The organism is Escherichia sp. KCJ4928 (genome assembly GCF_004352695.1).
Lineage (GTDB): Bacteria > Pseudomonadota > Gammaproteobacteria > Enterobacterales > Enterobacteriaceae > ECMA0423.
Genome location: NZ_SJWV01000080.1, coordinates 1 through 18,037, shown reverse-complemented (window position 1 = coordinate 18,037; position 18,037 = coordinate 1). Strand labels below are relative to the sequence as shown.

The following is an 18,037-nucleotide window of genomic DNA, read 5'->3' as shown; positions in this document are numbered from 1 at the left end:
TTCATCGGTTGTACAAAAACTTTCAGTGCCGCCAGCATTTTCTCTGGCTCATTAATATGTTGCTCGATGATTTTAACAATGGCCGAACCAGAAATCGCGCCCGCAGCTCCTGCATCAATCGCTGCTTTTACCTGATCCGGGGCGGAAATACCAAATCCCTGCAATGGAGGTGCAGCGTTGTACTCTTTCAGCTTCGCAACCAGATGATTGAGGGGTAACGCGGCGCGGTTTTCTGCGCCGGTCACGCCCGCTCGTGACAGCAAATAGGTGTAACCACGACCGTAAGAGGCTATCTGGCGCAGCAGGTCGTCATCGGCATTTGGCGGGCAGATGAAGATAGGTGCGACATTATGACGCAACGCGGCCTGGCGGAAGGGCGCGGACTCTTCAACTGGCACATCGGCAACCAGCACCGAATCGACGCCGACTTTTTCGCACTGGGCATAAAACTCATCAATGCCTTTGTTAAACACCAGATTGGCATACATCAACAGGCCAATGGGAATGGTCGGGTGTTTCTGGCGAATCAGTGCCAGCATTTCAAAACATTGTGCCGGAGTCACACCTGCCGCAAAGGCGCGCAGAGTGGCGTTTTGAATCGTCGGGCCATCCGCCAGTGGGTCGGAGAAGGGGATACCTAACTCCAGCGCGTCAGCACCGGCTTCAATTAGCGTATCGATAATTTTCAATGACTGCTCAATGCCCGGATCACCGAGCGTGACGAAAGGAACGAATGCGCCTTCTTTGCGCTCCTTCAACTGGGCAAACAGAGATTCGTAGCGTTCCATCAGATTTCCCCTCGTGCTTTCAAAATATCGTGAACGGTGAAGATGTCTTTATCGCCGCGACCGGAAAGGTTAACCACCAGTAGCTGCTCTTTATCCGGGTTTTCGCGCATCATTTTCAACGCATGGGCCAGGGCGTGGGAGGATTCCAGCGCCGGGATGATCCCTTCGTGCAGGCACAGCGTTTTGAAGGCTTCAAGGGCTTCATCATCGGTAATAGACACGTAATCAGCGCGTCCAGTGCTGTTAAGATACGCGTGTTGTGGGCCGACAGACGGGAAATCCAGTCCGGCGGAGATGGAGTAAGATTCTTCAATCTGCCCGTCTTCGGTTTGCATCATCGGCGCTTTCATACCGAAATAGATACCCACGCGACCATGTTTTAGCGGTGCGCCGTGCTCGCCAGTTTCGATACCGTGACCACCTGGCTCCACACCAATCAGGCCGACGTTGGTTTCATTGATGAAATCAGCAAACATGCCGATGGCATTCGAACCGCCGCCAACACAGGCGATAACGGCATCCGGCAGGCGACCTTCTCTTTCCAGAATCTGCGCTTTGGTTTCTTCGCCAATCATCCGCTGAAACTCACGCACAATGGTCGGATAAGGATGCGGGCCAGCTGCGGTGCCCAGCATATAGTGCGCGGTTTCGTAACTACCGGACCAGTCGCGCAGCGCCTCGTTACAGGCATCTTTCAGCGTCGCGGAACCGCTATGCACCGGGATCACTTCCGCACCCATTAAGCGCATACGAAAAACGTTAGGCGACTGGCGTTCAACGTCTTTGGCACCCATATAAATACGGCATTTCAGGCCGAGCAGGGCGCTGGCAAGGGCCGACGCCACGCCATGCTGACCGGCACCGGTTTCGGCGATGATTTCGGTTTTACCCATCCGCTTCGCCAGCAACGCCTGCCCCAGCACCTGGTTAGTTTTATGCGCGCCGCCGTGCAGCAAATCTTCACGCTTGAGATACAGCGTGGTGTTCGTCCCGGCTGTAATGTTCTGGCATTTGGTCAGCGCGGTTGGACGCCCGGCATAGTTTTTCAGCAGGTCGTTGAACTGAGCCTGAAATTCAGGATCTTTTTGCGCACTGACAAAAGCTTCTTCCAGCTGGCGCAGAGCAGGCATCAGGATTTGTGGCACGTACATGCCGCCAAACTCACCAAAATAGGGGTTAAGTAATGTTGTCATTGTTCCTTTCCTTAATATGCGCGCAGCGTCTGGAAAACCGAGGCCAAAAGACGTGCGTCTTTGATGCCCGGTTGCGACTCTACAGCAGAATTAAAATCAAGTCCGGCGCAGCCGGTTTGTGCCGCTTCCACGCAGTTATCTGCGCCTAAGCCCCCCGCCAGCAGAACGTTGCCAAGCGATTGACCATTTAATAGTGACCAGTCGAAACGTTGCCCGCTTCCACCCTGGCCGTTGTCTAAAACATATTTATCAACGTGCTGAAGCTCGCGGGCGGGCAGGGTTTCACCGACGCTTAATGCTTTCCAGATGGCAACGTGTGCTGGCAGAGCTTCACGCAGCGTATCGATATACAGCTGATCTTCATTACCATGCAGTTGCACTGCCGCCAGCGATAACACCTTAGCTTTGTCCACCACATCGGCAATATCGTGATTGCGGAACACGCCAACATACTGCAACGGTGCCGCAGCCATCACTTCCTGCGCCTGTTCAACGTTGACGCAACGCGGTGATGTCGCAACAAAAATCAACCCACCGTAAATCGCGCCCGCGTCATAAGCTGCTTTAGCATCTTGCCCACGCGTCAGGCCACATACTTTATTCTCACCCAGCAACACCCGGCGCACGGCGGCGTGCAAATCGTCATGGGCCATCAACGCCGAACCAATCAGAAAACCGTTAGCGAAGTGGCTTAACTCGCGCACCTGAGCGTAAGTATTGATGCCGGATTCGCTGATTACCGTTACGTTGTGCCCCAGTTTCGGCGCAAGCTCGCGGGTACGGTTGAGATCAATCGACAAATCCCGCAGATCGCGGTTGTTGATGCCAACGACCTTTGCCCCCAATGCAATGGCACGCTCCAGTTCCTCTTCATTACTGACTTCGGTCAGCACACCCATCTCCAGACTGTGGGCGACGGCGGCAAGCTGGCGATATTGTTCGTCATCCAGTACTGAAAGCATTAATAAGCAGGCATCAGCCTGGTAATAGCGCGCCAGATAGATCTGGTAAGGATCGATAATGAAGTCTTTACATAAAATCGGCTGCGGGGCGATTTGGCTGACGATGGGGAGGAAATCAAAGCTCCCCTGAAAATATTTCTCATCAGTCAGCACCGAAATTGCCGAAGCGTAATGTTTATAAATGGCGGCAATGCGTGCTGGATCGAAATCATCACGGATCACGCCTTTTGACGGCGACGCTTTCTTGCACTCCAGAATAAACGCCGTGCGCGCACCCTGTAGCGCATCATAAAAATGTCGCGTGCTCGGCTGAACCTCATTCTGAAAACTGGCCAGCGGTTGCTGCTGTTTGCGGGTTTCTACCCAAATCGCCTTGTCTGCGACGATTTTCGCTAAAACGGTTTGCATCATTTACCCTCGTGCCGCCAGCGCGGTAACTCTGTCGTAAGCGGAACCACTGCGCAGTACCTCAAGAACGGTTTGCGCATTGGCTTGCAGATCTTCATGGCCATGCAGGCGCATTAACATGGCGACGTTCGCAGCGACGGCTGCTTCATGGGCGGCGTCGCCTTTACCTTGTAACAAACGTGTTAAAATGTCACGGTTTTCTTCCGGTGTTCCGCCTGCCAGTTGCTCCTGGTGGTAGGGTGTCAGGCCAAAATCTTCAGCGGTCAATTGATAGCTCTTAATTTCGCCGTCATGCAGCTCGGCAACGATTGTCGGCGCGTGTAATGAAACTTCATCCATCCCGCCGCTGTGCACCACCGCCGCGCGTTGATACCCCAGCACGCGCAAGGTTTCGGCAATCGGCAGCACCAGTTCCGGACTATAAACACCAATTAACGCCAGCGGCGGATGCGCCGGGTTAATCAATGGCCCCAGCACATTGAACAGGGTGCGGGTTTTTAGTTGCTGGCGAACCGGCATTGCATGGCGAAATCCGGTGTGATATTTCGGTGCAAAGAGGAAACATACGCCTAACTCATCCAGCGCCTGGCGCGATTTATCGGCGTTCATATCAAGATTAATACCGAACGCCGCCAGCAGATCGGACGAACCAGATTTACTGGAGACGCTACGGTTGCCGTGTTTCGCCACTTTCAGCCCACAGGCCGCGGCGACAAACGCACTGGCGGTAGAAATATTGATACTGTTGCTGCCGTCACCGCCAGTACCGACGATATCAGCAAACAGATAATCCGGGCGCGGGAACGGCGCTGCGTTTTCCAGTAGCGCGGTTGCTGCCCCGGCGATCTCGTTCGGGTGCTCACCGCGAATTTTCATGCTCACCAGCGCCGCCGCCAGTTGTTCCGGCTTCAGCTCGCCACGCACCACCGCTGAAAACAGCTGGTGGCTTTCTTGTTGGCTAAGCGTCTGCGCCTGATACAGTTTTTCCAGAATCGGTTGCAGCGTGTTGGCTGGCTCTAGTTTCTGCTGCGCCCAGGCCAGCGTTTGTTCCAGCAGGCGAGCGCCCTGGGTGGTGAGAATGGATTCCGGATGGAACTGGAATCCACAAACGCGATCCGCATCGTGACGTACTGCCATCACCATGCCATTAAAATGGGCGTTGATGGTTAAACCGGCCGGAATGTTACTGCCAACCAGCGAGTGATAACGCGCCACCGGCAGCGGGTTTGTTAATCCGGCAAACATCGCCTGACCGTCATGTTCAATGCTCGACGCTTTACCGTGAAGAATTTCGCCCGCCTGACCGACATAGCCCCCGTAAGCTTCGACAATTGCCTGATGTCCGAGGCAAATGCCAATAATGGGCAGCTTGCCACGCAAGCGGGTGAGGAGTTCCGGCATACAACCGGCTTCGCTCGGCACACCGGGGCCAGGAGAAAGCATCAGTACCGGATTGCTCATGGTCGCCAGGCGTTCAATTAAGGTCTGCGCCGGAATATGGTTGCGGTAAATCACCACGTTATGCCCATTGCTGCGCAACTGATCTGCCAGGTTGTACGTAAAAGAGTCGATATTATCGAGCAGCAGTATGTCAGCCATCAGAAAGTCTCCTGTGCATGATGCGCGGTGGCAATAGCGCGCAGTACAGCGCGGGCTTTATTACGGGTTTCGTCGGCTTCCGACTGCGGAATAGAATCAAGGACTACGCCAGCACCGGCTTGCACGGTGGCGATACCGTTTTCCACCAGCGCCGAGCGGATCACAATGCAGGTGTCGAGATCGCCGTGCGCGGTGAAATAACCTACCGCGCCGCCGTAGCTGCCGCGGCGACGACCTTCCGCCTCGGCAATTAACTGCATGGCGCGCACTTTCGGCGCACCGCTTAACGTCCCCATATTCATACAGGCGCGGTAAGCGTGTAGGGCGTCGAGATCGTGGCGCAGTTCACCGACCACGCGGGAGACCAGGTGCATCACGTAAGAGTAACGGTCAACTTTGGTGAGGTCGGCGACGTAGCGGCTGCCGGGGGTGCAAATGCGTGCCAGATCATTACGGGCAAGATCCACCAGCATCAGATGTTCAGAAAGCTCTTTATGATCGGTACGCATTTCCAGTTCGATGCGGCTGTCGAGGTCTCTGTCCAGCGAGCCATCGGCACGACGACCGCGTGGACGTGTTCCGGCAATCGGGTAGATCTCAATCTGGCGGCTGGTGGCGTCATACTTGAGCGAACTTTCCGGCGACGCGCCAAACAGGGTGAAATCATTATCCTGCATAAAAAACATGTACGGGCTGGGATTACTCTTTTTCAGCACGTAATAGGCCGCCAGCGGTGACGGGCAGGGCAGAGAGAAACGGCGAGATGGCACCACCTGGAAAATTTCTCCAGCGCGAATCGCTTTTTGCAACAAACGCACTACGCCACCGAACTCTTCATCGCTCTGATTACATTCACAACGCATATGCGGCACGGAAACCACCGGCAGCGGCGGCGCGGCTTCGGTCAGTTGCTGACGTAGTTCGTTCAGGCGAGCAGTGAGACGTTGTTTTTCTTCTTCATTCGGAGCAAACAGGCTGGCCTGAATACGGGTGCTTTTTTTCTGATGGTCAATCACCATCAGAGTTTCAGCGAGATAAAAACAGAAATCAGGGCAGTTATTTTCCGCTGACAGTTGCGGTAAATCTTCAAATCCCGCCACAAGGTCATAAGAGAACAGGCCGCCGAAGAACATTGCTTCTCGTTCTTCCTTCGGTACATTCAACAGATTCTGCAATAAACGGAAAGCGTCAAAAACCGAAAGGGAGCATAAGCGAGCGTCTTCATCCAGCAGTGGACTGACAGGGGGGAAGCGCAGCACACGGCAGTTTGGTAATTGTTCATTTTCCACACCCGCAGGCAGGGCGTTATCCAGTAGTGTCAGCAGGGCTTCGCCGTTGCCGGAAAGTGCCTGGATTGTGACAGTGTCACCTAAAGCTGTAATGCGCAGCGCACTGTCTACCAGCAGCAGGCTTTTTAAATCATCTTTGCTGTCGATATCTGCGGATTCCAGCAGCAGCGTTGCCGGACGATCCCCACACAACTGGTGAAAAAGCGCGGTGGGATTGTCGCGATAAGCGCCTTCGCAGGTTAGCAGTTCGAGAGTCGGTTTTTGTGTTTGCATTGTTATTCTCTAATTTTGTTCAAAAAAAAGCCCGCTCATTAGGCGGGCTGGGTATCTGATTGCTTTACGCATGGTGAATACACTGCCCGTTTCAGGAAGTGCGCCACCAACCTTTCAGTACGAAAATTGCTTTCATTGTCGATACCCTTTTTACGTGAACTTGCGTACTAGTTAACTAGTTCGATGATTAATTGTCAACAGCTCATTTCAGAATATTTGCCAGAACCGTTATGATGTCGGCGCAAAAAACATTATCCAGAACGGGAGTGCGCCTTGAGCGACACGAATTATGCAGTGATTTACGACCTGCACAGCCATACCACAGCTTCCGATGGCTGCCTGACGCCAGAAGCATTGGTGCACCGTGCAGTCGAGATGCGCGTCGGCACCCTGGCGATCACCGACCATGACACCACAGCTGCAATCGCGCCAGCAAGAGAGGAAATTTCACGTTCGGGACTGGCGTTGAATCTTATTCCCGGCGTGGAAATTTCCACGGTCTGGGAAAATCATGAAATTCATATTGTCGGGCTGAATATTGATATTACTCATCCGCTAATGTGTGAGTTCCTCGCGCAGCAGACAGAACGGCGCAATCAGCGGGCGCAGCTGATTGCCGAAAGACTTGAAAAAGCGCAAATACCTGGGGCGCTGGAAGGCGCACAACGACTGGCGCAGGGCGGCGCAGTGACGCGCGGTCATTTTGCGCGTTTCCTTGTTGAGTGCGGCAAAGCCAGTTCAATGGCGGATGTCTTTAAAAAGTATCTGGCGCGCGGGAAAACCGGATACGTTCCGCCACAGTGGTGTACAATAGAACAAGCTATTGATGTCATTCATCATTCTGGCGGTAAGGCGGTGCTAGCTCATCCTGGGCGGTACAATCTTAGTGCTAAATGGCTGAAAAGATTGGTTGCGCATTTTGCCGAACACCACGGTGACGCGATGGAAGTCGCGCAGTGCCAGCAATCGCCCAATGAACGTACCCAGCTGGCGGCCCTTGCGCGTCAGCATCATTTATGGGCATCACAAGGATCTGATTTTCATCAGCCATGCCCGTGGATCGAACTGGGTCGTAAACTCTGGCTGCCCGCAGGCGTTGAAGGCGTCTGGCAGCTATGGGAACAGCCGCAGAACACCACAGAGAGGGAATTATGAGCCAGTTTTTTTATATTCATCCTGATAACCCACAGCAACGTCTGATCAACCAGGCGGTGGAGATCGTGCGTAAAGGCGGGGTGATTGTTTATCCAACTGATTCCGGCTATGCGCTCGGCTGTAAAATTGAAGATAAAAACGCGATGGAGCGTATTTGTCGTATTCGCCAGCTGCCGGACGGTCACAACTTTACCCTGATGTGTCGCGATCTTTCTGAACTCTCGACCTATTCATTTGTTGATAACGTTGCGTTTCGTTTAATGAAAAACAACACGCCGGGCAACTATACCTTCATCTTGAAGGGGACGAAGGAAGTGCCACGCCGTCTGTTGCAGGAAAAACGCAAAACCATCGGTATGCGTGTGCCTTCTAACCCGATTGCGCAGGCGTTGCTTGAAGCACTGGGCGAACCGATGCTTTCCACTTCGCTAATGCTGCCAGGCAGCGAATTTACCGAATCCGATCCCGAAGAAATTAAAGACCGTCTGGAAAAACAGGTGGATTTGATTATCCACGGCGGCTATCTCGGACAGAAACCGACAACGGTTATTGATCTTACCGATGATACGCCGGTCGTGGTGCGTGAAGGCGTAGGTGATGTGAAGCCTTTCTTATAAGTGCGTAACTCTGTATACTACGCGGCCTTAAAATGGCGCTATACGGCGCCATTGATTCTCCTGTTCGACGCCTGTGAAGGCGACACCAAAAGGAAGCTCTATGAGCGAAAAATTACAGAAAGTGCTGGCCCGCGCTGGCCACGGCTCCCGCCGTGAAATCGAATCTATTATTGAAGCCGGTCGTGTGAGTGTTGATGGCAAAATTGCTAAACTCGGCGATCGCGTTGAAGTTACCCCTGGGCTGAAAATTCGTATCGATGGTCATCTGATTTCGGTACGTGAGTCCGCTGAACAAATTTGTCGCGTTCTGGCCTATTACAAACCGGAAGGTGAGTTGTGTACCCGTAACGATCCGGAAGGGCGTCCGACGGTGTTTGACCGTCTGCCAAAGCTGCGTGGCGCACGCTGGATTGCCGTAGGTCGTCTGGATGTTAACACCTGTGGTCTGCTGCTGTTCACCACCGATGGTGAACTGGCAAACCGTTTAATGCATCCAAGCCGTGAAGTTGAACGTGAATACGCCGTGCGTGTATTTGGTCAGGTTGACGACGCGAAACTGCGTGATTTGAGTCGTGGCGTGCAACTGGAAGATGGTCCGGCAGCTTTTAAAACCATCAAGTTCAGCGGCGGCGAAGGGATCAACCAGTGGTACAACGTGACTCTGACCGAAGGCCGTAACCGTGAAGTTCGTCGTCTGTGGGAAGCGGTTGGTGTGCAGGTGAGCCGCCTGATCCGTGTTCGTTACGGTGATATCCCACTGCCAAAAGGTCTGCCACGCGGTGGCTGGACGGAGCTGGACCTCGCCCAGACTAACTATCTGCGCGAACTGGTGGAGCTTCCGCCAGAAACCAGCTCTAAAGTCGCTGTAGAAAAAGACCGTCGTCGCATGAAGGCTAATCAGATTCGTCGTGCGGTGAAACGTCACAGTCAGGTGAGCGGCGGTCGTCGTTCTGGCGGGCGTAATAACGGTTAATCAAAGTATGCCGGACGTCATATCCGGCATTTTTACAGATTAATAATCAATCCCTATTTGCGCCTTAACACCGGCATCAAACGCATGTTTGATGGGGCGCAGCTCACTTACCGTATCCGCCAGTTCAAGAATATCCCGATGACAGCCTCGACCCGTGATAATCACCGTCTGTTGATGTGGACGTTCATTTAACGCCTGCACCACTTCTTCCAGTGGCAAATAGTCATACGCCACCATATACGTCAGTTCATCAAGCAAAACCATATCCAGTGAGGAATCAGCAAGCATCCGCTTTGCATGTTGCCAGACTTCGCGGCAGGCGGCGGTATCAGACTCGCGGTTTTGTGTATCCCAGGTAAAGCCCGTTGCCATCACCTGAAACTCAACGCCATGTGGCTCCAGCAGATTGCGTTCGCCATTAGGCCAGGTGCCTTTAATAAACTGCACGACGCCTACTTTTTTTCCGTGACCAACTGCGCGTGTTGCCGTACCAAATGCCGCGGTGGTTTTGCCTTTTCCATTGCCGGTAAAGACGATGATAATACCGCGTTCATCCTGGGCCTGGGCCACACGAGCATCTACTTTTTCTTTCACTCGCTGCTGACGCTGTTGGTAGCGTTCATCACTCATTGGGAAATTCCTGGTTTACGGCCCGGTTGGGCGTCAAAGGTCATGCCGGTTTTACGGCGGCTGTCATCGCCCATCAGCCAGAGGTAGAGCGGCATGATATCAGCGGGTGTTTTAAGTTTCTGTGGATCTTCGGTCGGGAAGGCGCTGGCACGCATTGCGGTGCGCGTACCGCCTGGGTTAATGCAGTTGACGCGCAGGCGCTGCTGATATTCATCGGCCAGTACCTGCATCATCCCTTCGGTGGCAAATTTCGACGCTGCATATGCGCCCCAGTTGGCTCGTCCCTGACGTCCAACGCTTGATGAAGTAAAGACCAGTGAACCGGCGTCCGATTTGAGTAATAAAGGAAGCAGTGCCTGGGTGAGCATAAAGGTGGCATTAACGTTGACCTGTATGACGTCCTGCCAGACCTGTGGATTTTGTTCGCTCATTGGGCAAACATCGCCGAGCAATCCGGCATTATGCAAAACACCATCCAGACGCGGATAATTAACGGTAATGCGCTGTGCCAGTTGTTGGCAATCTTCGGACGTGCAGGTCAGCAAATCGAGAATAAACCACTGTGGCTGACGTCCAGTTTCTTCGTTTATGTGGCTGGCTACCTGACGTAATTTTTCTTCATTACGGCCCAACAGAATCACTGTCGCACCATAGCGTGCATACGTCATCGCGGCTTCACGGCCAATCCCATCGCTGGCTCCCGTCACCAGGATAATGCGATCATTGAGTAAATCTTGTTTTGGCTGGTAATGCATGGCTACTCCTCAACGACGTTGTCTGTCGTGCTGCCAGTGTACTTTATGACTTTGGGGCTTTATGCCTGAAACAGAAGGGCATTTCAATCAGCCTGGGGCGATAACACCGCAAAATGGATACTTTGTCATACTTTCGCTGCAATAACATCTCTGCGAGACGGCTTAACATGCCTGTTGTAAACTGTGAGCCAAAGCGTTGTTTAACCAAGGTGGGGACTCGTGGAATTGTTGTCTGAATATGGTTTGTTTTTGGCGAAAATCGTTACCGTTGTGCTAGCGATTGCGGCGATTGCCGCCATTATTGTCAATGTTGCTCAACGTAATAAACGCCAGCGTGGCGAGTTACGGGTCAACAATCTCAGCGAACAGTATAAGGAGATGAAAGAAGAACTGGCCGCGGCGCTGATGGACTCACATCAGCAAAAACAGTGGCACAAAGCGCAGAAGAAAAAGCACAAGCAAGAAGCGAAAGCAGCAAAAGCGAAAGCCAAACTGGGCGAGGTGGCAACTGACAGTAAACCTCGCGTCTGGGTGCTGGATTTTAAAGGCAGCATGGACGCCCATGAAGTGAACTCGCTACGTGAAGAGATAACGGCGGTACTCGCAGCATTCAAACCGCAGGATCAGGTTGTGCTCCGTCTGGAAAGCCCTGGTGGCATGGTGCATGGTTACGGGTTGGCGGCTTCGCAGCTGCAGCGTCTGCGTGATAAAAACATTCCTTTAACTGTTACGGTAGACAAAGTCGCTGCCAGCGGCGGTTACATGATGGCCTGTGTGGCGGACAAAATTGTTTCCGCACCGTTTGCTATTGTGGGTTCCATTGGGGTGGTGGCGCAAATGCCCAACTTTAACCGCTTCCTGAAAAGCAAAGATATTGATATCGAACTGCACACTGCCGGGCAGTATAAGCGTACTCTGACCTTGCTGGGTGAAAATACCGAAGAGGGGCGGGAGAAATTCCGCGAAGAGTTGAACGAAACGCATCAGTTGTTTAAAGATTTTGTGAAGCGTATGCGTCCGTCTCTGGATATTGAACAGGTGGCAACGGGTGAACACTGGTACGGACAACAGGCGGTAGAGAAAGGCCTGGTTGATGAAATCAACACCAGTGATGAAGTTATTCTTAGCCTGATGGAAGGCCGTGAAGTGGTTAATGTACGCTATATGCAGCGTAAACGACTCATTGACCGATTCACCGGCAGCGCGGCAGAGAGCGCCGATCGATTGTTGCTACGCTGGTGGCAGCGGGGTCAAAAGCCATTGATGTAAAAGACAAACGCGAGGCTAAGACCTCGCGTTTTGCTTTAATCAACCAGATGATATTTTTCTGAAAGCACATGGGCCAGGTGTTTGAACATATTAAACACCGCGGTGCTTTTGGCTGTTGGCAATCCTTGTTCATCTAAAAAGTAGTCGCCGGTAAATACCAGCACGCCATTACGCTGCGTGACGCCGGTGGCTTCAATCCCTGCGAGCGTATCCTCATGCTCACGAATGATTTTGTTGGCCTCTTTCAACAGCGTTTCGCGGTCGATGGGTTGTGTCTCTTTGTTCATTATTTACTCCTTAAACAAGGACATTAGTCTACGCCAGGCATGGCTTGCAGACAAATATACCACGCTGGTGGCAAGAGCGCCTTACTGGTAACTTTGGATTTTGCATGCTAATAAAGTTGCGTATCGGATTTTATCAGGTACAGTGTGACGCTTTCGTCAATCTGGCAATAGATTTGCTTGACATTCGACCAAAATTCCGTCGTGCTATAGCGCCTGTAGGCCAAGACCTGTTAACTCAGTCACCTGAATTTTCGTGAACAGAGTCACGACAAGGGGTTGATATCCGCAGAGAACGAGTCCATATCGGTAACTCGTTGCCAGTGGAAGGTTTATCAACGTGCGACGCATTCCTGGAAGAATCAAATTAGGTAAGGTGAATATGGGTAAAGCTCTTGTCATCGTTGAGTCCCCGGCAAAAGCCAAAACGATCAACAAGTATCTGGGTAGTGACTACGTGGTGAAATCCAGCGTCGGTCACATCCGCGATTTGCCGACCAGTGGCTCAGCTGCCAAAAAGAGTGCCGACTCTACCTCCACCAAGACGGCTAAAAAGCCTAAAAAGGATGAACGTGGCGCTCTCGTCAACCGTATGGGGGTTGACCCGTGGCACAATTGGGAGGCGCACTATGAAGTGTTGCCTGGTAAAGAGAAGGTCGTCTCTGAACTGAAACAACTGGCTGAAAAAGCCGACCACATCTATCTCGCAACCGACCTTGACCGCGAAGGGGAAGCCATTGCATGGCACCTGCGGGAAGTGATTGGGGGTGATGATGCGCGCTATAGCCGAGTGGTGTTTAACGAAATTACTAAAAACGCGATCCGCCAGGCATTTAATAAACCGGGTGAGCTGAATATTGATCGTGTTAATGCCCAGCAGGCGCGTCGCTTTATGGACCGCGTGGTGGGGTATATGGTTTCGCCGCTGCTATGGAAAAAGATCGCTCGTGGTCTGTCTGCCGGTCGTGTGCAGTCGGTGGCGGTTCGCCTGGTGGTCGAGCGTGAGCGTGAAATTAAAGCGTTCGTGCCGGAAGAGTTCTGGGAAGTCGATGCCAGCACGACCACGCCATCTGGTGAAGCGTTGGCGTTACAGGTGACTCATCAGAACGACAAACCGTTCCGTCCGGTCAACAAAGAACAAACTCAGGCTGCGGTAAGTCTGCTGGAAAAAGCGCGCTACAGCGTGCTGGAACGTGAAGACAAACCGACAACCAGTAAACCTGGCGCTCCTTTTATTACCTCTACGCTGCAACAAGCTGCCAGCACCCGTCTTGGATTTGGCGTGAAAAAAACCATGATGATGGCGCAGCGTTTGTATGAAGCAGGCTATATCACTTACATGCGTACCGACTCCACTAACCTGAGTCAGGACGCGGTAAATATGGTTCGCGGTTATATCAGCGATAATTTTGGTAAGAAATATCTGCCGGAAAGTCCGAATCAGTACGCCAGCAAAGAAAACTCACAGGAAGCGCATGAAGCGATTCGTCCTTCTGACGTCAATGTGATGGCGGAATCGCTGAAGGATATGGAAGCAGATGCGCAGAAACTGTACCAGTTAATCTGGCGTCAGTTCGTAGCCTGCCAGATGACCCCAGCGAAATATGACTCCACGACGCTGACCGTTGGTGCGGGCGATTTCCGCCTGAAAGCACGCGGTCGTATTTTGCGTTTTGATGGCTGGACAAAAGTGATGCCTGCGTTGCGTAAAGGCGATGAAGATCGCATCTTACCAGCAGTTAATAAAGGCGATGCTCTGACGCTCGTTGAACTTACACCAGCCCAGCACTTTACCAAGCCGCCAGCCCGTTTCAGTGAAGCATCGCTGGTTAAAGAGCTGGAAAAACGTGGTATCGGTCGTCCGTCTACCTATGCGTCGATCATTTCGACCATTCAGGATCGTGGCTACGTGCGAGTAGAAAATCGTCGTTTCTATGCGGAAAAAATGGGCGAAATCGTCACCGATCGCCTTGAAGAAAATTTCCGCGAGTTAATGAACTACGACTTTACCGCGCAGATGGAAAACAGCCTCGACCAGGTGGCAAATCACGAAGCAGAGTGGAAAGCTGTACTGGATCACTTCTTCTCGGATTTCACCCAGCAGTTAGATAAAGCTGAAAAAGATCCGGAAGAGGGTGGTATGCGCCCGAACCAGATGGTTCTGACCAGCATTGACTGCCCGACTTGTGGTCGCAAAATGGGGATTCGCACAGCGAGCACCGGGGTATTCCTTGGCTGTTCTGGCTATGCGCTGCCGCCGAAAGAGCGTTGCAAAACCACCATTAACCTGGTGCCGGAAAACGAAGTGCTGAACGTGCTGGAAGGCGAAGATGCTGAAACCAACGCGCTGCGCGCAAAACGTCGTTGCCCGAAATGCGGCACGGCGATGGACAGCTATCTCATCGATCCGAAACGTAAGTTGCATGTCTGTGGTAATAACCCAACCTGCGACGGTTACGAGATCGAAGAGGGCGAATTCCGCATTAAAGGTTATGACGGCCCGATCGTTGAGTGTGAAAAATGTGGCTCTGAAATGCACCTGAAAATGGGGCGTTTCGGTAAATACATGGCCTGCACCAACGAAGAGTGTAAAAACACACGTAAGATTTTACGTAACGGCGAAGTGGCACCACCGAAAGAAGATCCGGTGCCATTACCTGAGCTGCCGTGCGAAAAATCAGATGCTTATTTCGTGCTGCGTGACGGTGCTGCCGGTGTGTTCCTGGCTGCCAACACTTTCCCGAAATCGCGTGAAACGCGTGCGCCACTGGTGGAAGAGCTTTATCGCTTCCGCGACCGTCTGCCGGAAAAACTGCGTTATCTGGCCGATGCGCCACAGCAGGATCCGGAAGATAATAAGACCATGGTTCGCTTTAGCCGTAAAACCAAACAGCAATATGTCTCTTCGGAAAAAGACGGAAAGGCGACTGGCTGGTCAGCATTTTATGTTGATGGCAAATGGGTTGAAGGAAAAAAATAACCTTTAATTCTGTCAGGTTTTTATAAACAAAGGGTCGCGAAAGCGGCCCTTTTTTATTGCATATTATTTTTTCTTCACACCTATACACTAAGGCTATAAATGATATAGTGGTTATAGTTAGCACCTTTTTTATTATTAAATCGTATTAGTCACCCGCCAGGTGTGACGAAAAAACGATGTTCTGATGGCGTCTAAGTGGATGGTTTAACATGAAATTACAACAACTTCGCTATATTGTTGAGGTGGTCAATCATAACCTGAATGTCTCATCAACAGCGGAAGGACTTTACACATCACAACCCGGGATCAGTAAACAAGTCAGAATGCTGGAAGACGAGCTAGGCATTCAAATTTTTTCCCGAAGCGGCAAGCACCTGACGCAGGTAACGCCAGCAGGACAAGAAATAATTCGTATCGCTCGCGAAGTCCTGTCGAAAGTCGATGCCATAAAATCGGTTGCCGGAGAGCACACCTGGCCGGATAAAGGCTCGCTGTATATCGCCACCACGCATACCCAGGCACGCTACGCATTACCAAACGTCATCAAAGGCTTTATTGAGCGTTATCCTCGCGTTTCTTTGCATATGCACCAGGGCTCGCCGACACAAATTGCTGATGCCGTCTCTAAAGGCAATGCCGATTTCGCTATCGCCACAGAAGCGCTGCATCTGTATGAAGATTTAGTGATGTTACCGTGCTACCACTGGAATCGGGCTATTGTAGTCACTCCGGATCACCCGCTGGCAGGCAAAAAAGCCATTACCATTGAAGAACTGGCGCAATATCCGTTGGTGACATATACCTTCGGCTTTACCGGACGTTCAGAACTGGATACTGCCTTTAACCGCGCAGGGTTAACGCCGCGTATCGTTTTCACGGCAACGGATGCTGACGTCATTAAAACTTACGTCCGGTTAGGGCTGGGGGTAGGGGTCATTGCCAGCATGGCGGTGGATCCGGTCGCCGATCCCGACCTTGTGCGCGTTGATGCTCACGATATCTTCAGCCACAGTACAACCAAAATTGGTTTTCGCCGTAGTACTTTTTTGCGCAGTTATATGTATGATTTCATTCAGCGTTTTGCACCGCATTTAACGCGTGATGTCGTTGATGCGGCTGTCGCATTGCGCTCCAATGAAGAAATTGAGGTCATGTTTAAAGATATAAAACTGCCGGAAAAATAATTTCTTGCGTTATTTTCGGCACCTTTTATGTAGCGAAGGTGCCGGAATATATTCTCTTTTGTTACTTATTTGTATACCGTGCACAATATTTTTATCCCTCATATTTATAGGGTAAATTACCTGTAAAGTAGTGTCTAATTACCCGCCTCGCAAATTCCAGTTTTCAAATATCTATTTCAGGTCAAAAGATTGAATTATTCACTGGAGACGATTCGTAAATTCGCTGGATTTTTGACTAAAGTTTCTTTAGGATTTGTCTCATCGTATAATTAATTACACCAATCGTTCAACGTCTTGCTGATAAGTGATGGCGATTATATGAGGTTAGCAATGCCTTCTGGAAATCAGGAACCCCGCCGCGATCCTGAATTAAAACGTAAAGCCTGGCTGGCGGTTTTTCTTGGTTCTGCACTTTTCTGGGTGGTTGTCGCACTGCTGATTTGGAAAGTGTGGGGATAACTATGGTCGGTCAGGAGCAACTGGAGTCGTCACCATTATGCCAGCATAGTGACAATGAAACAGAAACGAAACGGGAATGTTCCGTCGTTATTCCAGACGACTGGCAACTAACATCGCAGCAGCAAGCCTTTATAGAACTGTTTGCTGAAGATGATCAGCCGAAACAATAATTATCATCATTCTTATTACCCATTTTTAATGAATTACAGGGCTTTTAATACACCGCAGCAATAACAGGTTGAGTTATCTCAACACAAAGTAATAACCGTTAAGGGTGTAGCCTATGATCAACACAAATATGAAATATTGGTCCTGGATGGGCGCGTTTTCTCTGTCGATGCTCTTCTGGGCCGAACTCCTCTGGATCATTACTCACTGATCCTTGACCCCGCTGCGGCGGGGTTGTCATTTGCTTTGCCACAAGGTTTCTCCTCTTTTATCAATTTGGGTTGTTATCAAATCGTTACGCGATGTTTGTGTTATCTTTAATATTCACCCTGAAGAGAATCAGGGCTTCGCAACCCTGTCATTAAGGAGGAGCTATGTCGTCAACCCTACGAGAAGCCAGTAAGGACACGTTGCAGGCCAAAGATAAAACTTACCACTACTACAGCCTGCCGCTTGCTGCTAAATCACTGGGCGATATCACCCGTCTGCCCAAGTCACTCAAAGTTTTGCTCGAAAACCTGCTGCGCTGGCAGGATGGTAACTCGGTTACCGAAGAGGATATCCACGCGCTGGCAGGATGGCTGAAAAATGCCCATGCTGACCGTGAAATTGCCTACCGCCCGGCAAGGGTGCTGATGCAGGACTTTACCGGCGTACCTGCCGTTGTTGATCTGGCGGCAATGCGCGAAGCGGTTAAACGCCTCGGCGGCGATACTGCAAAGGTTAACCCGCTCTCACCGGTCGACCTGGTCATTGACCACTCGGTGACCGTCGATCGTTTTGGTGATGATGAGGCATTTGAAGAAAACGTACGCCTGGAAATGGAGCGCAACCACGAACGTTATGTGTTCCTGAAATGGGGAAAGCAAGCGTTCAGTCGGTTTAGCGTCGTGCCGCCAGGCACAGGCATTTGCCATCAGGTTAACCTCGAATATCTCGGCAAAGCAGTGTGGAGTGAATTGCAGGACGGTGAATGGATTGCTTATCCGGATACACTCGTTGGTACTGACTCGCACACCACTATGATCAACGGCCTTGGCGTGCTGGGGTG

At 51.5% G+C, this 18,037-nt stretch carries 19 protein-coding genes and 1 other annotated feature; of the genes, 10 read left to right on the top strand and 9 right to left on the bottom strand.

The features are described from left to right. The 6 genes from trpA to trpL form a co-directional block, all read right to left on the bottom strand. Positions 1 to 788: tryptophan synthase subunit alpha (gene trpA, locus E0D98_RS13300; RefSeq protein ID WP_131890688.1), on the bottom strand; the 788-nt coding region annotated here is incomplete at its 3' end. Next, a complete protein-coding gene (gene trpB / locus E0D98_RS13295; RefSeq protein WP_000209520.1) occupies positions 788 to 1,981 on the bottom strand; it encodes a tryptophan synthase subunit beta in 1,194 nt (397 codons plus the stop codon). The genes trpA and trpB, both read right to left, overlap by 1 nt. Before the next feature lie 11 nt (positions 1,982 to 1,992). Then, positions 1,993 to 3,354, bottom strand: coding sequence for a bifunctional indole-3-glycerol-phosphate synthase TrpC/phosphoribosylanthranilate isomerase TrpF (trpCF, locus tag E0D98_RS13290; protein ID WP_000983908.1), 1,362 nt, complete (start codon positions 3,352 to 3,354; stop codon positions 1,993 to 1,995). Further along, on the bottom strand, positions 3,355 to 4,950 hold the full coding sequence (gene trpD, locus E0D98_RS13285) for a bifunctional anthranilate synthase glutamate amidotransferase component TrpG/anthranilate phosphoribosyltransferase TrpD (protein WP_000763511.1): 1,596 nt from the start codon (positions 4,948 to 4,950) through the stop codon (positions 3,355 to 3,357). It lies immediately after the preceding gene. Next, positions 4,950 to 6,512: an anthranilate synthase component I gene (trpE, locus tag E0D98_RS13280; protein WP_001194590.1), complete on the bottom strand. Its 1,563-nt coding sequence runs from the start codon at positions 6,510 to 6,512 to the stop codon at positions 4,950 to 4,952. The genes trpD and trpE overlap by 1 nt, the downstream gene beginning before the upstream one ends. Before the next feature lie 21 nt (positions 6,513 to 6,533). Continuing rightward, positions 6,534 to 6,627 (bottom strand) — a sequence feature (Trp leader region). After that, a complete protein-coding gene (gene trpL / locus E0D98_RS13275) occupies positions 6,604 to 6,648 on the bottom strand; it encodes a trp operon leader peptide (protein WP_001700591.1) in 45 nt (14 codons plus the stop codon). (Overlaps the previous feature by 24 nt.) A gap of 137 nt (positions 6,649 to 6,785) precedes the next feature. Here trpL and rnm point away from each other — a divergent pair, with 137 nt between their 5' ends. From rnm to rluB, 3 genes are all read left to right on the top strand, one after another. Beyond that, on the top strand, positions 6,786 to 7,667 hold the full coding sequence (gene rnm / locus E0D98_RS13270; protein WP_001285661.1) for an RNase AM: 882 nt from the start codon (positions 6,786 to 6,788) through the stop codon (positions 7,665 to 7,667). After that, a complete protein-coding gene (locus E0D98_RS13265; protein ID WP_001295575.1) occupies positions 7,664 to 8,284 on the top strand; it encodes an L-threonylcarbamoyladenylate synthase in 621 nt (206 codons plus the stop codon). The genes rnm and E0D98_RS13265 overlap by 4 nt, the downstream gene beginning before the upstream one ends. Positions 8,285 to 8,384: 100 nt before the next feature. Further along, on the top strand, positions 8,385 to 9,257 hold the full coding sequence (gene rluB, locus E0D98_RS13260; RefSeq protein WP_001291216.1) for a 23S rRNA pseudouridine(2605) synthase RluB: 873 nt from the start codon (positions 8,385 to 8,387) through the stop codon (positions 9,255 to 9,257). A 39-nt stretch (positions 9,258 to 9,296) separates the two neighbouring features. On the opposite strand, the gene cobO is transcribed toward rluB, so the two are convergent. Together cobO and E0D98_RS13250 are read right to left on the bottom strand one after the other, a co-directional pair. Further along, complete coding sequence (gene cobO / locus E0D98_RS13255; protein ID WP_001278904.1) at positions 9,297 to 9,887, bottom strand: cob(I)yrinic acid a,c-diamide adenosyltransferase; 591 nt, start codon at positions 9,885 to 9,887, stop codon at positions 9,297 to 9,299. Continuing rightward, positions 9,884 to 10,642, bottom strand: coding sequence for a YciK family oxidoreductase (locus E0D98_RS13250; RefSeq protein ID WP_000559280.1), 759 nt, complete (start codon positions 10,640 to 10,642; stop codon positions 9,884 to 9,886). The genes cobO and E0D98_RS13250 overlap by 4 nt, the downstream gene beginning before the upstream one ends. A 219-nt stretch (positions 10,643 to 10,861) precedes the next feature. On the opposite strand from E0D98_RS13250, the gene sohB reads away from it, so the two are divergent. After that, positions 10,862 to 11,911, top strand: coding sequence for a protease SohB (gene sohB / locus E0D98_RS13245; RefSeq protein WP_000422045.1), 1,050 nt, complete (start codon positions 10,862 to 10,864; stop codon positions 11,909 to 11,911). Positions 11,912 to 11,946: 35 nt separating this feature from the next. Here the strand turns inward: sohB and E0D98_RS13240 are convergent, their stop codons facing one another. Then, positions 11,947 to 12,198, bottom strand: coding sequence for a YciN family protein (locus E0D98_RS13240; RefSeq protein WP_001031530.1), 252 nt, complete (start codon positions 12,196 to 12,198; stop codon positions 11,947 to 11,949). Between the two features lie 379 nt (positions 12,199 to 12,577). Here E0D98_RS13240 and topA point away from each other — a divergent pair, with 379 nt between their 5' ends. The 6 genes from topA to E0D98_RS13210 form a co-directional block, all read left to right on the top strand. Next, positions 12,578 to 15,175, top strand: a complete 2,598-nt coding sequence (gene topA / locus E0D98_RS13235; RefSeq protein ID WP_047086937.1) for a type I DNA topoisomerase — start codon at positions 12,578 to 12,580, stop codon at positions 15,173 to 15,175. A gap of 209 nt (positions 15,176 to 15,384) precedes the next feature. Then, positions 15,385 to 16,359 (top strand): HTH-type transcriptional regulator CysB, encoded by a 975-nt coding sequence (gene cysB / locus E0D98_RS13230; protein ID WP_000776253.1) that lies wholly within the window; start codon positions 15,385 to 15,387, stop codon positions 16,357 to 16,359. Positions 16,360 to 16,677: 318 nt separating this feature from the next. Further along, positions 16,678 to 16,818: a YmiA family putative membrane protein gene (locus E0D98_RS13225; protein WP_001300896.1), complete on the top strand. Its 141-nt coding sequence runs from the start codon at positions 16,678 to 16,680 to the stop codon at positions 16,816 to 16,818. 2 nt (positions 16,819 to 16,820) lie between these two features. Beyond that, positions 16,821 to 16,988, top strand: a complete 168-nt coding sequence (gene yciX, locus E0D98_RS13220) for a protein YciX (RefSeq protein WP_001297116.1) — start codon at positions 16,821 to 16,823, stop codon at positions 16,986 to 16,988. A 113-nt stretch (positions 16,989 to 17,101) separates the two neighbouring features. Further along, entirely contained in the window at positions 17,102 to 17,197 is a 96-nt protein-coding gene (gene ymiC, locus E0D98_RS13215) for a small membrane protein YmiC (protein ID WP_001310756.1), read from the top strand. A 163-nt stretch (positions 17,198 to 17,360) separates the two neighbouring features. Further along, positions 17,361 to 18,037, top strand: a 677-nt coding sequence (locus E0D98_RS13210; protein ID WP_042034722.1) for an aconitase family protein, incomplete at its 3' end; no start/stop codon positions are given.

Coding starts and splice junctions, on each gene's coding strand:
- ymiC (WP_001310756.1), top strand. CDS start 17,102: ATGATCAACACAAATATGAAATATTGGTCCTGGATGGGCGCGTTTTCT.
- trpB (WP_000209520.1), bottom strand. CDS start 1,981: ATGACAACATTACTTAACCCCTATTTTGGTGAGTTTGGCGGCATGTAC.
- E0D98_RS13225 (WP_001300896.1), top strand. CDS start 16,678: ATGAGGTTAGCAATGCCTTCTGGAAATCAGGAACCCCGCCGCGATCCT.
- yciX (WP_001297116.1), top strand. CDS start 16,821: ATGGTCGGTCAGGAGCAACTGGAGTCGTCACCATTATGCCAGCATAGT.
- E0D98_RS13250 (WP_000559280.1), bottom strand. CDS start 10,642: ATGCATTACCAGCCAAAACAAGATTTACTCAATGATCGCATTATCCTG.
- cysB (WP_000776253.1), top strand. CDS start 15,385: ATGAAATTACAACAACTTCGCTATATTGTTGAGGTGGTCAATCATAAC.
- E0D98_RS13240 (WP_001031530.1), bottom strand. CDS start 12,198: ATGAACAAAGAGACACAACCCATCGACCGCGAAACGCTGTTGAAAGAG.
- E0D98_RS13265 (WP_001295575.1), top strand. CDS start 7,664: ATGAGCCAGTTTTTTTATATTCATCCTGATAACCCACAGCAACGTCTG.
- topA (WP_047086937.1), top strand. CDS start 12,578: ATGGGTAAAGCTCTTGTCATCGTTGAGTCCCCGGCAAAAGCCAAAACG.
- trpCF (WP_000983908.1), bottom strand. CDS start 3,354: ATGATGCAAACCGTTTTAGCGAAAATCGTCGCAGACAAGGCGATTTGG.
- trpE (WP_001194590.1), bottom strand. CDS start 6,512: ATGCAAACACAAAAACCGACTCTCGAACTGCTAACCTGCGAAGGCGCT.
- rluB (WP_001291216.1), top strand. CDS start 8,385: ATGAGCGAAAAATTACAGAAAGTGCTGGCCCGCGCTGGCCACGGCTCC.
- cobO (WP_001278904.1), bottom strand. CDS start 9,887: ATGAGTGATGAACGCTACCAACAGCGTCAGCAGCGAGTGAAAGAAAAA.
- trpD (WP_000763511.1), bottom strand. CDS start 4,950: ATGGCTGACATACTGCTGCTCGATAATATCGACTCTTTTACGTACAAC.